Origin of the sequence: Algoriphagus halophilus, assembly GCF_041729275.1 — a bacterium.
GTDB classification, from domain to species: Bacteria; Bacteroidota; Bacteroidia; order Cytophagales; family Cyclobacteriaceae; genus Algoriphagus; species Algoriphagus halophilus_A.
The window spans coordinates 439114-457030 of sequence record NZ_CP146486.1; the positions used below are offsets into that span (position 1 = coordinate 439114).

The 17917-nt window shown below is 36.7% G+C and carries 14 protein-coding genes and 1 pseudogene; 9 read left to right on the plus strand and 6 right to left on the minus strand.

Annotation, left to right across the window (positions count from 1 at the left end; all coding sequences use genetic code 11):
- From V8V91_RS02365 to V8V91_RS02375, 3 genes are all read right to left on the minus strand, one after another.
- Positions 1-345 (minus strand): ubiquinol-cytochrome c reductase iron-sulfur subunit, encoded by a 345-nt coding sequence (locus tag V8V91_RS02365; protein ID WP_373398587.1) that lies wholly within the window; start codon positions 343-345, stop codon positions 1-3.
- Positions 342-509: a hypothetical protein gene (locus V8V91_RS02370; RefSeq protein WP_373398588.1), complete on the minus strand. Its 168-nt coding sequence runs from the start codon at positions 507-509 to the stop codon at positions 342-344. The genes V8V91_RS02365 and V8V91_RS02370 overlap by 4 nt, the downstream gene beginning before the upstream one ends.
- A 155-nt stretch (positions 510-664) precedes the next feature.
- The gene (locus V8V91_RS02375) at positions 665-1156 is read right to left on the minus strand and encodes a hypothetical protein (RefSeq protein WP_373398589.1); all 492 of its coding nucleotides are present in this window, start codon (positions 1154-1156) and stop codon (positions 665-667) included.
- A 1789-nt stretch (positions 1157-2945) separates the two neighbouring features.
- Here V8V91_RS02375 and smc point away from each other — a divergent pair.
- The 7 genes and pseudogenes from smc (at position 2946) to V8V91_RS02410 (ending at position 12212) form a co-directional block, all read left to right on the plus strand.
- A pseudogene (smc, locus tag V8V91_RS02380) lies at positions 2946-6481 on the plus strand (chromosome segregation protein SMC).
- Positions 6482-6685: 204 nt separating this feature from the next.
- Entirely contained in the window at positions 6686-7744 is a 1059-nt protein-coding gene (locus tag V8V91_RS02385; RefSeq protein ID WP_373398590.1) for a DNA cytosine methyltransferase, read from the plus strand.
- Positions 7734-8414: an ATP-binding protein gene (locus V8V91_RS02390; RefSeq protein ID WP_373398591.1), complete on the plus strand. Its 681-nt coding sequence runs from the start codon at positions 7734-7736 to the stop codon at positions 8412-8414. The genes V8V91_RS02385 and V8V91_RS02390 overlap by 11 nt, the downstream gene beginning before the upstream one ends.
- 286 nt (positions 8415-8700) lie before the next feature.
- Positions 8701-10236, plus strand: coding sequence for a hypothetical protein (locus V8V91_RS02395; protein WP_373398592.1), 1536 nt, complete (start codon positions 8701-8703; stop codon positions 10234-10236).
- Between the two features lie 136 nt (positions 10237-10372).
- Positions 10373-10663, plus strand: a complete 291-nt coding sequence (locus V8V91_RS02400) for an ATP-binding protein (protein ID WP_373400599.1) — start codon at positions 10373-10375, stop codon at positions 10661-10663.
- 11 nt (positions 10664-10674) lie between these two features.
- Positions 10675-11058, plus strand: a complete 384-nt coding sequence (locus tag V8V91_RS02405) for a response regulator receiver domain (RefSeq protein WP_373398593.1) — start codon at positions 10675-10677, stop codon at positions 11056-11058.
- A complete protein-coding gene (locus V8V91_RS02410; protein WP_373398594.1) occupies positions 10944-12212 on the plus strand; it encodes a hypothetical protein in 1269 nt (422 codons plus the stop codon). Before V8V91_RS02405 ends, V8V91_RS02410 begins: the two co-directional genes overlap by 115 nt.
- A 220-nt stretch (positions 12213-12432) precedes the next feature.
- Here V8V91_RS02410 and V8V91_RS02415 read toward each other — a convergent pair whose 3' ends face one another.
- Positions 12433-13272 (minus strand): DUF3883 domain-containing protein, encoded by an 840-nt coding sequence (locus V8V91_RS02415; RefSeq protein ID WP_373398595.1) that lies wholly within the window; start codon positions 13270-13272, stop codon positions 12433-12435.
- Positions 13273-13443: 171 nt separating this feature from the next.
- Here V8V91_RS02415 and V8V91_RS02420 point away from each other — a divergent pair, with 171 nt between their 5' ends.
- Positions 13444-13941 carry a hypothetical protein gene (locus V8V91_RS02420; protein ID WP_373398596.1) on the plus strand — a complete coding sequence of 166 codons (498 nt, stop codon included), beginning with the start codon at positions 13444-13446 and terminating at the stop codon, positions 13939-13941.
- A 57-nt stretch (positions 13942-13998) separates the two neighbouring features.
- Here V8V91_RS02420 and V8V91_RS02425 read toward each other — a convergent pair whose 3' ends face one another.
- Together V8V91_RS02425 and V8V91_RS02430 are read right to left on the minus strand one after the other, a co-directional pair.
- Positions 13999-14511 (minus strand): very short patch repair endonuclease, encoded by a 513-nt coding sequence (locus V8V91_RS02425; RefSeq protein WP_373398597.1) that lies wholly within the window; start codon positions 14509-14511, stop codon positions 13999-14001.
- A gap of 1254 nt (positions 14512-15765) precedes the next feature.
- A complete protein-coding gene (locus V8V91_RS02430; protein WP_373398598.1) occupies positions 15766-16233 on the minus strand; it encodes a hypothetical protein in 468 nt (155 codons plus the stop codon).
- 1385 nt (positions 16234-17618) lie between these two features.
- On the opposite strand from V8V91_RS02430, the gene V8V91_RS02435 reads away from it, so the two are divergent.
- Positions 17619-17894 (plus strand): DUF4235 domain-containing protein, encoded by a 276-nt coding sequence (locus tag V8V91_RS02435; protein ID WP_373398599.1) that lies wholly within the window; start codon positions 17619-17621, stop codon positions 17892-17894.
- Positions 17895-17917: the final 23 nt, after the last annotated feature.

A 17917-nucleotide genomic window follows, 5' to 3' on the forward strand; every position in this document is an offset into this window, starting at 1 on the left:
CTACTTGGTTATCGTCAATATATTCCCGGAAACTGCCGTGTCATACACTTTTAAAGGTTGAGTTGCAGGACCTGAAACTACATTCCCTTGTGTATCAAACTTGGATCCGTGACAAGCACAATTGTAGGTAGCGTTGGAAAAACTCCAATTGGTATCGCAGCCTGAATGAGTACAAACCGAAGTAAGAGCGATAAATTCACTTCCCACCTTAGAAACCAACGTTTTCCCATTAGTAATCAAAAGCCATCCTCCATCGGCATTCAGATCTTTTTGAATACTTAAATCTACCGTAATCTTATTTCCAGATACCGAAATGCCTGTTCCACTTCCAGTCCCTGGATTCATGGGTGTACCGGTGCTTCCAGTGGGCTCCATATCATCAGAATTTGAGCAGGATGTAAAAATCCTATTCCAAACATTGTAAGAGCTGCTGTCAAGCCTGATTTCTCAATAAATTCCCTTCTTGATTTGGTAAGTTTTCCCGATTGGTTGGTTGATAATGGATCCATAGCTTTCTGATTTTGTTTAGATGTAAACACTTACGAAAGCCAGATGTTTTTGGATCACAGGAATTAAAAAAATTTAAACACCTGATTCACAAACTTGTAATCAAGCCAATGGATCTAACTCTTAATAAAATCCCATTCCTTTGATCGATAAACTCTTAAAAATGCTTTCTATTTAAAATCTCTGAAAGGACTACAGCATCTTTGACAGACTGAGGGTCTTTCATTAATTGAGCATAGCGATTTACTTTCTGCTCTGGTTTTTTATAAGCCTGCTTTCCAATTTCTGAAAACTCTAATTGGGATATTGGAATTGCCTTTTCAGCTGCAGTCTTTGCTTTTTCATAAGCCCCATCGTAATAAGAAATTTCATCATCGGCCTCTTCATACCATTTCTTTTTAATAGGCTCTGGCTTGATTTCCTCAACTTCCACTTGTTGGGCTATGGGTTTAGGCGCAGGTTTAGGGCGGTTTGGGTTTTGTGCTTCCCGGATTTCGCGCATCAAATCCTCAAAAGTAGTGGGAGCTTTGGGACTTTCTTTAGGCGTTCCCTGCTCCTCCATTGGCTCTCCGGATTTTTTGTTTTTGCTGATCTGGTAAATAAAATATACAATGACCGCAACGAGATAGATGATGTTTCCTAAATCCATAAGGGAAGATAGTATTTTTTTTGGAGATCGCTGTTCTTGTGTCGTACCTACGGCACTTTTGATCCGGTTACATTTACTTTTTACCAAACCTTCGTGCCTATGGCACTTTTTGATTCGGGGCAACTCCCCTTGAAGAAGGATCAAAAATGGAAGCAAATGTAAAATACAAAGGGGGCAAGGGGGATTTTTGGTAAATCTATATTAGGACAAGGCTAACAGTGGTCAGAAAAATCAGAAAGCTTAAGTCAGAAAGCTGAAAAGGGTCTAGAGGTCAGTGGTCAGTAACCGGTGGTCAGTGTTCAGTTTTCAGTGATCAGTCTTAACTATCAGCAGGAAGTTATGGGAGTTCATTTAGCAGGAACATCTATGGGTCATTTCGAAGGAGGAACAACTGAGAAATCTTTTAATTTCTATCAAAATGGTTTACTGTGTTCATTCGCAGTTTGCAATAAAAAGACCCCACCGGGGTCTAAGCTGATTAGCCAGGTATGAAATCCTGAGGAACGAAGGATGGAATGCCTGGTTTATTAGATCAAAAAACCAATTCCCTCCAGCGCAGCAACGTTTTTTGGAATTCTCTAGGTATTGCTGGAGGACGGAGACGGGTTGATTTAGGATTTCTGATTTCTGATATATAGTGTATGACACAGAGATCAGTGATCAGTATTCAGTGATCAGAAAAATCAGAAGTATAAAATTAGAAAGCTGAAAAGGGTCTAGAGGTCAGTGGTCAGTAACCGGTGGTCAGTGGTCAGTAACCGGTGGTCAGTGTTCAGTATTCAGTGGTCAGAAAAATCAGAATGCTAAAGTCAGAAAGCTGAAAAGGGTTCAGTGGTCAGTGGTCAGTTTTCAGTGATCAGTCTTAACTATCAGCAGTAAGTTATAGGAGTCCATTTAGCAGGAACATCTATGGGTCATTTCGAAGGAGGAACAACTGAGAAATCTTTTAATTTCTATCAAAATGGTTTACTGTGTTCATTCGCAGTTTGCAGTAAAAAGACCCCAGCGGGGTCTTAGCTGATTAGCCAGGTATGAAATCCTGAGGAACGAAGGATGGAATGCCTGGTATAAAAGATCAAAAACCATTTCCCTCCAGCGCAGCAACGTTTTTTGGAATTCTCTAGGTATTGCTGGAGGACGGAGACGGGTTGATTTAGGATTTCTGATTTATGGTGTATGACACAGTGGTCAGGGGTCAGTGTTCAGTGTTCAGAAAAATCAGAAGGCTAAAGTCAGAAAGCTGAAAAGGATTTAGAGGTCAGTGGTTAGTAACCAGTGGTCAGTGTTCAGTGGTCAGAAAAGTCAGAAAGCTGAAATGGGTCTAGGATTATATGATTGTTAGCAGCTTCTAGACCCTGTAGGGGTCAAATTTCTGTAGCCAGGCATGAAATCCTGAGGAACGAAGGATGGAATGCCTGGTATAAAAGATCAAAAACCATTTCCCTCCAGCGCAGCAACGTTTTTTGGAATTCTCTAGGTATTGCTGGAGGACGGAGACGGGTTGATTTAGGATGTATGATTTATGATGTATCAGGTAGTTATCGTGCCGATGGCACTTTAAATTCCTTTGCACTTATTTGTTACCTGGCTTTCGTCCCGATGGGACTGATATCGTTATCGCAATGTTTACCAAACCTTCGAGCCGATGGCACTTTTTGGGAGTAGACAATTATCAGCTTGCCAACTGTGACTGCCTACTACACAAAAACATCCTGCAAGATTCCTTAAATCCTTGGACAATCTGCCAAATGATCTTATTTTGTTCCTTATTTCAGATTAACAAAAAAGGATGCTGCTCAGTAAGCTGGAGATCAAGGGATTTAAGAGTTTTGGCGATAAAATGGTGATTCATTTTGATAAGGGAATCACAGGCGTAGTAGGACCAAATGGCTGTGGAAAGTCAAATGTAGTTGATGCCATCCGTTGGGTGTTGGGGGAACAAAAAACCCGAATGCTCCGCTCTGACAAAATGGAAAATGTCATTTTCAATGGCACCAAAAACCGTAAGCCTTCCAATCTGGCCGAAGTTTCCCTCACCTTTGAAAATACCAAAAACCTTCTTCCTACCGAATATACCCATGTGACGATCACCCGTCGTTACTACCGCTCCGGGAAAGTGAATACCAAATCAACGGCGTTACCTGCCGTCTGAAGGATATCACCAACCTGTTTATGGATACAGGGATTAATTCTAACTCCTACGCCATCATCGAACTCAAGATGATCGATGAGTTGCTGAATGATAAAAACAACTCCAGAAGGGATCTATTCGAAGAAGCAGCTGGAATTTCAAAATTCAAAAACCGTAAAAAGGAAACCCTCCGAAAACTGGACGATACCGATGGGGATCTGGATCGTGTAGAAGATCTTTTATATGAAATTGAAAAGAACTTAAAGAGTTTGGAGAAGCAGGCGAAACAAGCCGCCAAGTACTTTGAGATCAAAAAAGACTATAAAACAGCCAGTATCAATCTGGCCAAAAAAAGTATTGAAAAATACACCAATTCCCTCCTTTCCACTACCAAGGACATCGAGCGTGAAAGTGACAAAAAGCTTCAGCTGCAAACTCAAATTGCGGATCAAGAGGCCCTGTTGAATCAGTTAAAATCGGATTTGATCAACAAGGAAAAATTACTGGCTTCCCGTCAGAAAACCTTGAATGATCATGTCAACAAAATCCGAACTTTTGAGTCAGAGAAAAAGATCAAAAATGAGCGTCTACGCTTTTTGGAGGATCGTTCCCAGAAACTCCGGGAACAGATCGAAGTAGATCGAAAATCCAATGATCGGGCAGGTTTTTCCATTCGTTCCCTGAAACACGAACAGGAGTCCGCAGCTAAAATGTTGGCAGAAAAGGAACTGATTGTGGGAGAACTTCGAGAAGCTTATGAGAACCAGAAGCGAGTCCATACGGAGCATCAAACAAAACAAAAAACCTTAAACGCCACTTTTGAACGTTTAAAGGAGCGAGTATACCAACTCACCAAAGAACTGGAAATAAAGCAGATTCAACTATCCACCTTAAAGCAGGAACTGGAACGAACTTCCTCCGATGATTCCTCTCAAGAGGCAAATTTGGTAGATTTCGAGGAAAAATTGATATCCTTGAAAGGTGAACTGGATGCTGCAACCCAAGAATACGAAGGAAAGAAAGCCAAGCAGGAAGACCTAGATCAAAAGATAGAAGATACCAATAAGGTCATCGAAATGATTCGGGAGGAATTGACCACTTCTTCCAGAAAGCTGGATTCCAAACAAAACGAATACAACCTCACCAAATCTTTGGTGGAAAATCTGGAAGGTTTTCCAGAGGCGATCAAATTCTTGAAGAAAAACAACTCCTGGGGCAAGGATACCCCACTCCTCTCCGATCTACTCACCACGGATGAAAAATACCGGGTGACCATCGAGAATTACCTGGAGGGCTATATGAACTACTATGTAGTGGAAACCGAAGCCCAGGCAATTACTGCCATACATTTGTTAAGTGATGCAGCTAGAGGAAAAGCCAATTTCTTTGTTTTGGAGCATTTTGAACGCTTTAAGCCAAGTCAAACCAAACTCTTTTCCAATGCCATTGCTGCAACCGAGATCATTGAGTTTGATGTCAAATACAGTAGATTGATCAACTTCATTTTGGACAATGTCTACATTGTGGAAGGGGATCACAAGGATTTTCCTCTGGATAATGATTCAGTCTTTATCTCTGAAAATGGAAAGTTCACCAAACGTAAATTCAGCCTTTCTGGAGGATCAGTTGGCTTATTTGAAGGAAAGAGAATCGGTAGAGCCAAAAACCTTGAAAAACTGGACAAAGAAATCAAGGATCTAAACAAAAAGGTTTCTGCTACCCGTAACAACCTGGATCAAAAGCTTTCGGACCTGATGAAGCTGAAAGAAGTCAGCTACAAAAAGGTGTTGGAAGAAAGTCAACAACAGATCAATGAGATCAACCAGAATTACGTTTCCGTTCGCACTAAAAAGGAACAGCTTGCTGAGCTCCTAAGCTCCAATGCGAATAAGAGGGAGGATATTTTAGACCGTATTGCCAGCTTGGAAGAAAGTTTGACCGAGATTCAACCCCAATTGTTTGAGGAGAAAGCTGAATACGAATCTGCTCATGAAGACCTGGAAATCCTGAATGAAAACCTGGAGGAAGAGTCTGCTCGATTGACGGAGAAATCCCAAGCTTTTAACCAGGAGAACATTCTCTATCACCAGCAACTCAATCGGGTAAATTCCTTGGATCAGGAAATTGAATTCAAGCAGAATGCTTATGAAAGCAGCAAGGAACGAATTGAAAAGTCACAGGCGGAATTGAGTTCCCTTGATTCTGAAATCAAAGGTTTACTTCAAAACAACGAAGTCAAAGACGATGAGTTGATTGAATTGTATTCCGAAAAGAAGGGATAGAACAAGGTGTTCAGGAAGCCGAAAAAGACTATTATGCCCACCGAGGGCTGATCGATGAGACCGATCAAAAAATCCGAAGTTTGCAAAAGAGCAAGGAGATGCATGATGAACTCCTGCATGAACTCCAAAATTCGATCAATGAAACGAAGCTCAAAATGAGTGGAATGAAAGAACGTCTTTCTGTGGAGTTTGATCTGGACTTGGATCAGCTGATGGAGGAGAATCCCAATTTGGATGAGGAGTTTTTGGAGTTCAAAGAAGATGATTTACGAGAGCTAGTACGCAAGAAAAGAGAAGTTGGAGAAAATCGGACCGATCAACCCGATGGCCATGGAGGCTTATGATGAAATTAAGGTCCGTCATGACTTTATCACCACTCAGAAGGAAGATCTGATCAAAGCCAAGGAATCACTATTGAATACCATCAAGGAAATCGATCAGGTAGCCAAGGATACATTCTTAGATGCCTTTGGCAAGATCAAGGAGAACTTTATCAAGGTCTTCCGTTCCCTTTTTACCGAGCAGGATGATTGCGATCTTACTTTAGTAGACCCAGATAATCCTTTGGAATCTGCCATTGAAATCATGGCCAAGCCGAAGGGCAAGCGCCCATTGACCATCAATCAGCTTTCAGGAGGAGAAAAGACCCTCACTGCCACTTCCCTACTCTTCTCCATCTACCTTTTGAAACCAGCCCCATTCTGTATTTTTGATGAGGTGGATGCGCCATTGGATGATGCCAATATTGACAAGTTCAACCAGATTATCCAACGTTTTAGTGGAGAGTCACAGTTTATCATCGTGACCCATAACAAGCGCACCATGGCCAGCACGGATATTATCTATGGCATTACCATGATCGAAGCAGGGGTTTCTAGGGTAGTACCTGTGGATTTAAGGGAGTTGGCTTAATGGATATGACGAATACTGCCTCATTTAAACTAAAATACCCAGTACTGGGTATCAATTATTATTAAAAATTGCCTTTTTTGAATAATTATAAGCAACTGTTACCAAAACAAGTTAATTCAAAACTGTTTTAGAGGAGATTTTTTCCTTGGCGTAAACTTTGTACCAAAAGTTGTAATAGCTGTTTTTAAAGTTATTTATTATTATATGAAAGAATTAAAAGCTGTAGATTTCTTCTGTTCAGGCGGAGGAATGAGCTATGGAATTCAACAATCAGGAATTAAAGTTCTGGCTGGAATTGATTTTGATGAATCATGCAAAGAAACGTATGAGGCTAATATTAATGGGGCTGAATTTATTCATGCAGACGTATTTGAATTATCTGAAACAGAACTTGAAACCCGGCTTTCATTAAAAACAAATGATGATAATTTGGTTCTTATTGGATGTAGTCCTTGCCAGTTTTGGAGTATTATTAATACAGATAAAAAAAAATCGGAAAAATCTAAAAATCTATTAATTGAGTTCAAAAGGTTTGTTCAATACTTTAATCCTGGCTATGTGGTTGTAGAAAATGTTCCTGGAGTCCTTAGAAAAAAAGAAGAAAGTGGACTAGAAGGATTTATTGAATGGCTTAATACTAGTGGCTATACAGTTCACTTCAATGTTCATGAGGTAAGTAATTATGGGGTACCTCAGCATAGGAAAAGATTTACCCTTATTGCAAATAGAGTGAGTTCAATAGAAATATCGCCAATTTCATCTACTAAAAAGAAAGTAACAGTTAGAGAGGTTCTTGGGGAGAAGAATGGATTCCCAAAAGTTGCTCCCGGACATAAAGATGATTCTGATTTTTTACATTCAGTTGCTGGGCTAAATGAATTAAATTTAAAAAGGTTGGCTATAACACCTAAGGATGGTGGAGATAGATTATCTTATGTATATAATAGTGAACTAGCCCCACCTTGTCATTTTGGAAAAACTGATAGTTTCCGAGACATATATGGTCGTATGTGGTGGGATCGACCTTCCCCAACAATCACTACAAAATTTTTCAGTATCTCAAATGGAAGGTTTGCACATCCAGAAGAAGACAGAGCTATATCCTTACGCGAAGGAGCTGTCTTACAATCTTTTCCTATAGATTTTAAATTCAGTGGTTCAAGTACTGCAAAAATTGCAAGGATGATAGGGAATGCAGTTCCTCCTAAATATGCATCTGCAATTGGGGAGGCAATAATTCAAAATCATAGTAATGCAATTTAGAACGAAAGCCAGAGCGGTTGAATTATTAGGAAAAGGGCAAATTGCAGATTTGCCAACCGCCATAACTGAGTTATGGAAAAATGGCTATGATGCCTATGCAGATGATTTAAGTTTAGTCTATTACACAGAAGGATATGAAGACGTAAATACTGATTTTGTGGTACTGTCTGATGACGGGAAAGGAATGAATCGGAAGGACATTGAAGATAAATGGCTCATATTGGGTACAGATTCTAAAAGTAGAAATAAAAAACCGGAGAAAGGAGTAGAGACTTTATGGAAAGAAACCAGACCTATTATGGGAGAAAAGGGAATTGGTCGTTTATCAGTTTCTTATTTAGGTTCACCAATGTTAATGCTCTCAAAGAAAATTGGCAGTCCAATTCAAGCTTTGTTTTTTGACTGGAGAATATTAGAAAACTACAATTTGTTTTTAAGTGAGGTTACAATTCCTATTACTCACATTGATTCAATTGACTCTTTCAGAAATTCATTTAAAATTTTGCAACAAGATTTTTTGGCAAATTTAATTTCAAAAGACGCTGATGCTCAGAAAGAAATTGATATAAAATGGTCTGATCAAATCGAACTTAAGGAGAGTATTATTGAAGATGTTAAAAGTATAAAACTCAACGGTTTTTTGAAGATGAGATTGTTCAAAGTCTGTTAGGAGACTCTGATAATATTCATGGGACTAAATTCATAATTTTTAATCCAAATGAGCAATTTGGGTTAGTAAAAAAGTGGAATACCCGACATAATAATTCAGATGACCAGGATATTGAAACCGTTAATGAAATCAGAACCGGATTAGTTGGCTTTTATAACGAATTCAAGTTTAATGCGGATGAAGCACCAGTAAACACTTCATTTTTCATAAAAGATAAAACAGGTGAAAGAGATTTTATTGGCAGTAATTCATTTTTTCAAAAACTGATTTTGAAAACCCTGATCATTTGATTGATGGGAGTTTTGACGAATATGGTACTTTTTCTGGAAACATTCGTGTCTATGGTCAGCTTATTGAAAATTATACATATCGACCTAACAGACCGGCTAATGAAAAAACTCTTTATGGGAAATTTGATATTAGGCTGGGTATTGTTCCAGGTAAAAGTGAGTCTTCTTTAGATGATAATGTATTTAGGTACTATGATGAAAAATTAAGTGCATTTGGCGGATTATACATATATCGTGACAACTTAAGAGTTTTGCCATACGGAAGACCCAGAACTGATTTTCTGAATTTTGAGGAGAGAAGAACAAAACATGCAGGTAATTATTTTTTCAGTTACAGAAGAATGTTTGGTTATATTGCCCTAAACCGTGAAAATAATTCCGCGCTAAGAGATAAAGCAGGTAGAGAAGGCTTTATTAACAATCAGGCATTCCGAGATTTCAGAGTTAATTTAGAAGGTCTGTTCTTAGATCTGGCGAAAGAATATTTTGGAACTAATGCAAAGCAGGATATAAAGCAAAGCCAGTTAGATAAAATAAAAACTGCTAAAGCTTCAGCTAAAGAAGAAAAGGAAAAAGAAAAAGAAGAAAGAAAATCATTTAAAGATAACCTTAAAACGCTTCCAAATAGATTAGAAAAACTAAATAAAGAATTTCTTAAATTATATGATAAATTAGAAAGTAAACTGTCTGATAGAGAGGTTATCTATCAGGAGATTGAATCTACATTAAGAGAGATTGAGAAAAATAAATCTGAATTTGACACGCTCAAACCTAAGAGGCCAAAACGTTTCGAGCTAAATTCAAGAGAAGAAGCCTCATTTGAAAAAATTGAAGATGCTTATTTGGAATATCAATCAAAGTTAAAAGAACTTGAAAATATTCGAAAACAGGCTTTAGCTAAAGTAGAAGAAAAGCAATTGTTAAATGAATATAGGAACAAATATAATAACTACATTGAACTATTGAATGTAATTACGGAAAACAGCGAAACCGCTATTCAACAAGCTTTTTCTAATATAAAAGAGGAATTCAAAAAGACAGAAAATGAATTCAAGGCAAAACTGGATGGTATTTATGACGAAAATATACCTGCACCGCTATCAAGAGAAAATTTAGAAAAAAGTATAGAGTTATTAGAGTCTGGATTTACTATTATTAAAAGTAAATACCAGAATATTTTAGATGCCAAATCTGATCACTTATTGAAACTAAATTTTGAAGTTGATGATGACGCATTAGTTGGCTATTATAAAAACAGGTATGAAACGGCTCTTCAAGAATTAGATGATTTTAAAAGTCTTGCACAATTAGGTATTTCAGTTGAAATCATTAATCATGAACTCAATAGTATGTATAGCCAGTTGAATACTTCTATTAATAGTATTAATAGCTATTTGAAAGGCTCTAAAGAATCTGAAAAGCACTACAAGTATATGAAGAATGCTTTTGAGCATTTGAATACTAAATATCAGTCTTTAAATCCGCTTTACAGAAGATCAAGAAGAACAAAAAGCACAAATCACCGGACATGATGTTGAAGAGTATTTACTAAACTTTTTCAGTGAATCTTTTAAGGATGAAAATATTAAATTCCATTCAACCGAAACTTTTAAAAAATCAAGTGTTTATACTTTTGAGTCTGTAATTCTTCCTGCATATATTAATATTATTAACAATGCTATTTATTGGCTTCGCTCTGTAGAAAAACCCGAAATAATTTTAGATTTTGACACAGATAATGATTTTTTCATAATTGCTAATAACGGACCTCAAATTAGAGATAAAGCATTGGAAGATATTTTTAAAATATTCTATACACGAAGACCCAAAGGAAGAGGTTTGGGATTGTATTTATCAAAAGATAATTTACAATCTGTTGGGCTTGATATTTGGGCAACAAACGATGAAGAATATAATATTCTAAAAGGAGCAGCCTTTATAATTGGCAACAAAATATAATTTTTAGAAAAATGGCTGAAACACTTACATATAAAATTGTATCCGAAAAAATATTGGAGGATTCTATTTCATCTGCTCTTTTTATAGATGATAAAGCATTAGAAAGTTTTAAATCAAAAAATTATAATCCTGCGTTTATTGATGATCACAATCGTACTTTAAAACTTTATGAAGATTTCAAATCAAAAAATTGTTTACTTCATTCTTTCAAATTTACAAAGTCCGGATGGAAAAAGAACATGGAATTTTATCTAAAGAATAAAGACTTACTGATTCTTGATTGGCAATTAGAAAAAATCACCATGATCAAGCTTTACAAATACTGGATGAAGCGATCAAAAGAAAAAGTTTACACTTCACATGTATTTATAGTCAAGAAAATGCAGAGGATATAAAAAGAGAACTCAATCGTTTTTTTTGGGGAAAAGTTAGCAATGATATTAAAGCTCAATATAGAAAAGACTTAGAAGAAACCGAATTAGAGAGCTATTGGGAGATCGATCAAAACCATGATGATTGGGTTGAATTAGAAAGTTTTCTTGATAATATAATTAATGCTGATAGTGAGAATATTGTAAATGAGGAAAAAACATTTAATAAAAAATATAATATATCACAAGAGCTTTCAGAAAAAATCAATCAACTGGATATTTTAATTAAGAATGCTGCATATCAAAAATTAAAAACTATTCTAACTCAAGACAATGAATTATTACGATATTCGTCATTTGAAGATTCTAAAACTTATCAGCATTCATTGGATTCCGTGACTTTGTATATAAACCATACCATAGTAAAAATATTTGGGAAGGAAATTGAAGGAAATCAATTATATAATAAATTCCTAGAATCACTTCTGAAAGAACATAATATATTTTTGACTTTAATGGGCTTGGAAATGCGAAATCGTTTTAGAGAAAATTCAGCATTTATCGGCAAAGACTTTGATAATCTGACTGAAGAAGCTTTCTTTTATCATAAAGATAAAAATGAAACAAATCGTTTTATTTTTGTTGAATTTTTGCGTGATATTCTTAAAGATCAGGTCGCATCATTTTTATATGAAAGAAAATTAGACCTATTCGAAGTTTTAGATGATTATTTTGATCAAAATGATGGTAGTACAAAACTTAATGAGTTTAAAAAAGATACAAATAAAGCTAAACGTTTTGATGAAGTTTACAAACTAAATTATTTTTATAACAGATTAAATATTGAAGAACGAAGTAAGAATGATTTCCTACGCTTTGGTGATATTTTTATTTCTGAAGAAGATATTATAAAGGAGGAGAATAAAGAAGTTGTAGGAAAAAAGAAGCGTTATTTTTTATGTTTGACCCCGCATTGCGATTGTTTGAATCCTGGTAAAATTAATAATCAATTTTGGTTTGTAGAAGGGGTATTAGTTGAGGATACGCAAAATGCCAAAAAGAAAGTGTTAGATGGTACGGATGGTAAATTTTTATCTTTTATAAAAATAGAAAATAAAATTGAGGCTATTTATTGGGAAAATAGTGCATTAGAATGTAAGCCTAAAACTTTTTCATAGAAAACAATAAATTCAACAATAATTCCTTGTTAGCTTATTTCAATAATACAAAAATGAGATTTGAACTTTTGGGTAGTTTAAAAGAAAATTATGCTCAAAGATTAGCGAATAAAGCATTTGGATATCCGCTTAGAGTAGGAATTGATTTTGTTAAAAATTAGAAATTTTTGAAGGAAAAGTGGTTGTATATAAAGCGGTTTGTTAATAAATATTTATTTGGTCAAAACCAACCCTTAAACTGCACAGGCTCTTTTCTACAAAAAGAGTCAAAATCACCTTTAACAGAAAAAAATCTAGGTGACTTGGCAAAGTCAAATACCCTATAGAGATGGTACTTGTCTTGATTTTCTTTAGAAAACTTGTATTCGTTAGTTGTGAAGAAAATAGGGGTTTCTTTAGCCAATTTTGTCGTCTTTACTTCAATGTATTTGTCAGTACCATTTGGATTTAGGGATAAAATATCGAAGCCTGCTCCATCGTTGTAAGCTGAGATCAACTCTACCCTCTCAGATAAGTTATATAGTCCAAGCTTATTTAGTTTCCATTTCTCATATTGCATTATTAGGGATTCTCCCCTATTGCCAAGCTCCTGATTCTGCTGTTCCCGTTGCAGGTAATTGATTTTATTTGGACGACTGATGTAGCTATATTTTGGTTCTGCCACTACCTCCATTTTGGGCGGCGTGACTTGCATAGACTCGAAATTCGTTTTAGACTTTACTATTTCTGGAACTAAGTCGGCAAATTGCTCGAAGTCAATCTCAAATTCCAATAAGTTCTTTTGAAGGAATTCAGAAATTTTATAATCCAGCATTGATTTTTGATAATTCCTCCGTGGTTTATAACCTCTGATAAATGGAATACCAAAGTTTGCTAACGCAGCACTTATATTCTGATGTTTAAATTCAATGGAGCTTTCCGTTCTTTTATTCAGGAGTTGAATCAATCGTTTTCGATGGAAAGACTTATTATAAGGTCTGCCATTAAGCTCCTCTTTGAGCATATGGAAGTAATCAGCTATGGCTATTTCTACCTCTTGTTCAGACCAATCTTTGGGCATTAGTAGTATTAAAAATTTTGAAACTGATTAATATAATTTGGTAAGCTAAACTAATACATTCTTGAAAATTATTTAGCGAAAACTATTCATTATTTGGATTATCGTTCCTCCTTATTTGCATTACATAATTTATTATTAGTTTAACATACAAGTCAACAGAATAATTAAATTATGGAAAATGTATTTTCAGAAAAGCAGAGGCTTTTTCTTCGTTATGCCTTTATAGAGAGGAAAAGATATGATGAAGTTGCACTTTTGATACAATTGCCAAGAAATGAGTTTAAAGGTTGGTGGGAGGATCTAAAAGAGGAAAGGGAAAGGCTGAAGCCTATACGCGATCTGTGGATCAAGAAGTGTGGTGATATATCCTATGATGAATTTGAAGCTGCTTACTTGAATACAATACCTCAATGTCACTACTGTGGAATTACTACTGAACAGATTGAATTATTATGGCAGAAAGATCCTGAGTTGACCAAGCGTGGAAGAGGCAGAAAGTTAGAGCTGGAGCGTCTGGCTCCTAATGAGGAATATAGTAACCTTAGTAATCTTGTTTTCTCTTGCTACTGGTGCAACAATGCCAAGACGGATACTTTTACCGAGGAAGAGTTTATGAAGGTTGGGGAAGTGATTAAAGGGATTTGGGAAGAGAGGTTAGAAAAACTCTAATTTATCGATTAGTAAAAGACTAAATACTTTTCCTATTCTCGACAGCTTCTTTATAACTTAATAATTGTATTCTTCAAAATGCTTTAAAACCTTATTTAAAATAGTACCCAACTCCCCTTTCACCTCAAATTCCCAGAACCTCAAGACAGTCCAGCCTTTGGATTTGTAGTAATCATTGACCTCTTGGTCACGTTGCATATTTCGCTCGATTTTGGCGATCCAGAATTCACGATTGGATTTAATAGCATGTTTACGGTTTTCCCAATCATATCCATGCCAAAAGGTGCCATCTACAAATATGACGAGCTTGTATTTTTTGAGACAGATATCTGGTTTACCCGGAAGTTTATGTTTTGGAGTTTTATACCGTACTCCAGCTTGCCATAAGGCTTTCTTTAATAGCTTCTCTGGCTTAGTGTCCTTGCCTCTTATTTTGGACATATTATAAGACCTAGCTTCTGTAGTATAGAAGCCGTTTTCCTCCGAGAATCTCGGAACCGCAACTTTGGGTCGTATGTAGGGTTTTGATTTCACTAAGACCCAAATTACAAAAAGATCTGAAAGATGCATTTAATCAGACTGAGGTACCTCCGAGGTACCCCACCCCACCTCCGAGGTACCCCTAGGGGTCAAAGGATAACTGGTTAACCATTTTGAATAATTGGTTCGCTGATTTGGTTAACTGCTTACTCTCATAGCCTAGTTGAGTATTCTTACAGCATACTGGTTGAACCTTTTTGAATAGCTAGTTACTCCTTCAAGTAAACTAGGTTATCTTTTTGAATAGATAGTTTACCTATTTAGCAAACGGCCTATTCTCAATATCCTACTCGTTGTTCGTTGGAAGTATCGGATTGGTAGGTTTGTTTAGTAGCCGTAATGATCCCTGTTGTTATGCTTTCTCCAAGAAGAGTTGATTTCTTAAATTTGTGATTGATTTTTAATTGAATGGACCAAGGGTATTCTAACAAATGACAACAGAATAATTATTTTAAAAAAAGGTTTGATTCGGTTTTAAATTTTCCAATCCACCCTTTTATTTGGAATCCAGCCTTACTGTTATTTAACTTCTTCGTCCTTTTTCCTGTAGGTGAAAAAGGACCAAAAAACCCACCGCTGTCCATTTTTGGGTTAAAATCAATTTCCTCCCCACACGTCGGCAAACTCCTCAATTTTGCATTAAATTTTGCCAAATTATAAAGTTTAGAATAGCAAAATTATCGTCAAACAAGCCTCCTAATTACCACCCTCACAATTGATTTCTTAACACCCAAAATTGAAAGGCGGATTTAGATTGTATTCTGTTTTCTGATCTCATTTTTTAAGATTTCAACCAATCCTTCATTCTAAAATCTTCATATTTTTCATCAAATAGTAACTGAAAGATTTGCTTTGAAGTGGCTGGTGACAGATTGGAGTCAATAAGCGTTAAGAAAATCGGCTAGTTCCGAACTTGTTCGGAAATCCGCTGATTTTTAGCGCTTGACCCAATCTGGCAGAAAATGTCCTAAGGCATTTTCAAGCCAATTCAGGCAAAAGACTTTGGGGGACTTTTGCCTGCCTGCCGGTAGGCAGGGTCTTTCAAAAGTGCCAAAGATAGAAATACCTGTCATTCCCTTTTTGTGTTTCCGATGAATATTTAACCCAAAGGCAGAAAAGTATTGGACTTTTGAGACAGCCTCTACCGTAAAATTGGAGGATTTGATTTTAATTGAATCAACCTGGATCAACCTAAAAAGGAAGCTTTGGTTCTAAGACATAAAAAAACCGGATCTAATGACCCGGTACCGTTAATTGGAGCAAGAAAAATTGCTTAAGCCTACTCTACTTCTTTTTCTTTCCTTGTCCTTCAAATCGAACTTTTAGGTCTTCGTAGATTCCTTTGGCATTTGGGGCCTGCATTCTGGCGGCAATTTTGACTGAATTGTAATAGGCCAAGGATGCTTCATACACCTCCGAACCCGCAAGCATCATTGTGTCATTCAAATCATTACACAGCAACATGGCAGACTTATAAACGCTATCAATCTCCTTGTTTGATTTCCAGTCCTTTTGCATTTCTTCCACCGGAACAAATCGAGGCAAAAAGGAAGGTTCGGTTTGTACATAATCCATGACCTTCTCCACAAAAGGTCGGGAACCATCTGACATCTTCGGAATAGTCATCCGTTCCTCAGGTGTCAACGCAATTAAGTAGGGAGCTAAAATTTCCCTTGCTGATTTGACATGTTCCATTGCAGCTGTCAATTCTGCTTCTGGAATCTCAATCGATAGTCTATTTTCGATCGCCATAAGTAAAAGTATTTTAAGAGTGAAATAAAAATTAACTAAAAGTAATTTAATAGATTCTGATTATTAACCAAAGGCTTAGTATTAAAATTTTAATTAATCACCTAATAAATTTTCCATGATTTAGCTAGTTTATCTCTCTTTGCAAAAAATTGAGGAATTGAAATTGAAGAAATAGTTTTTGAGCTAACAAACGTGTCCTATTTCAACCTCCGGCAAATTCAAAAACAATCCAATCAAGAACCTTCGCCGGAGTGATTATTTAGGAGAGCATCATAGCCCAGGGTTTAGCCACGATAACTTTCGGGCCCTGGGCTAAAAAAGAATAAAATCTCCCCCAGCGCTGGCCCGAAAACATTATTTGGAACCAAAAAGCAATTGCCAGCAAGAGGAAAACGATAAGTTTCAGTAATCAGAAGACAGTGTTCAGTGATCAGTGTTCAGCTTACCTTCCAAAGGCTGGTCGCAGAAATGAGGAAATTCAGAAAGCTTAAATCAGAAATTTAAAACCATAGACTAGTTCAAATCAGATTTGAAGGAATGACCCCAGCGGGGTCTAAGCTTTTTAGCCAAGGGTAAGGAGGAACGACGCCACCCTTGGTTAATGGATCTACATCTCCCCCAGCGCTGGCCCGGAATCATTATTTGAAGTTAAAAAGCATTTGCCAGCAAGATGAAAACAATACGTTTCAGTAATCAGAAGACAGTAATCAGTGATCAGTGTTCAGCTTACCTACTGAAGAAAGGTCGCAGAAATGAGGAAATTCAGAAAGCTTAAGTCAGAAATCTAAACCCTAGTTGGCAGTGATCAGTAATCAGTGATCAGTGATCAGCTTGCCTACCGAAGGTAGGTCGCAGAAAAGAAGAAAATCTAAAAGCTTAAATCAGAAATTTAAAACCATAGACTAGTTAAAATCAGATTTGGAGCAATGACCCCAGCGGGGTATAAGCTTTTTAGCCAAGGGTAAGGAGGAACGACGCCACCCTTGGTTAAAGGATATACCCCCCCCAGCGCTGGCCCGAAAACATTATTTGGAACCAAAAAGCAATTGCCAGCAAGATGAAAACGATAAGTTTCAGTAATTAGTGTTCAGCTTACCTTTCAAAGGCAGGTCGAAGAAAGGAGGAAATTCAGAAAGCTTAAGTCAGAAATCTAAACCTTAGTTGGGAGTGATCAGTAATCAGTGATCAGTGTTCAGCTTACCTACCGAAGGTAGGTCGCAGTTGACAGAATTTGAATCTCAAAACAACTCCCCCTTGGAACAGGAAAGGAAATTGGAGAAAAACGGAGCATAAAGGGGGCAAGGGGGATTTTTAATAAACCTATTCAAGGACAAGACAATACTTTCCCTTAGCACGGCATTTGAATCCTTTGTAAGAAACTTGACATGAAACTTTCTGAAAACAAATTCGAAATTCTCTCAGTGTTACTTTCCTTGGGAGTGGCGACACTGGCAAAATCAGCCGTAGATAACCGCTATGAAGCCATTACCGGCAAAGAAGCCCCAAAAAATCCGGAATCTGAGGATGCATCTTTGGGGAATGTGATCCTATATACCGCTTTAACCGCAGCCATAGGTGTCACTGCAAAAATTATCGTGCGGAAATATTTTACCAAACAGTGGAAAAAAATGGACGGCAAAGTACCCAACCATCTCAATTAGAATGGAGCTGATATGAGAAATAT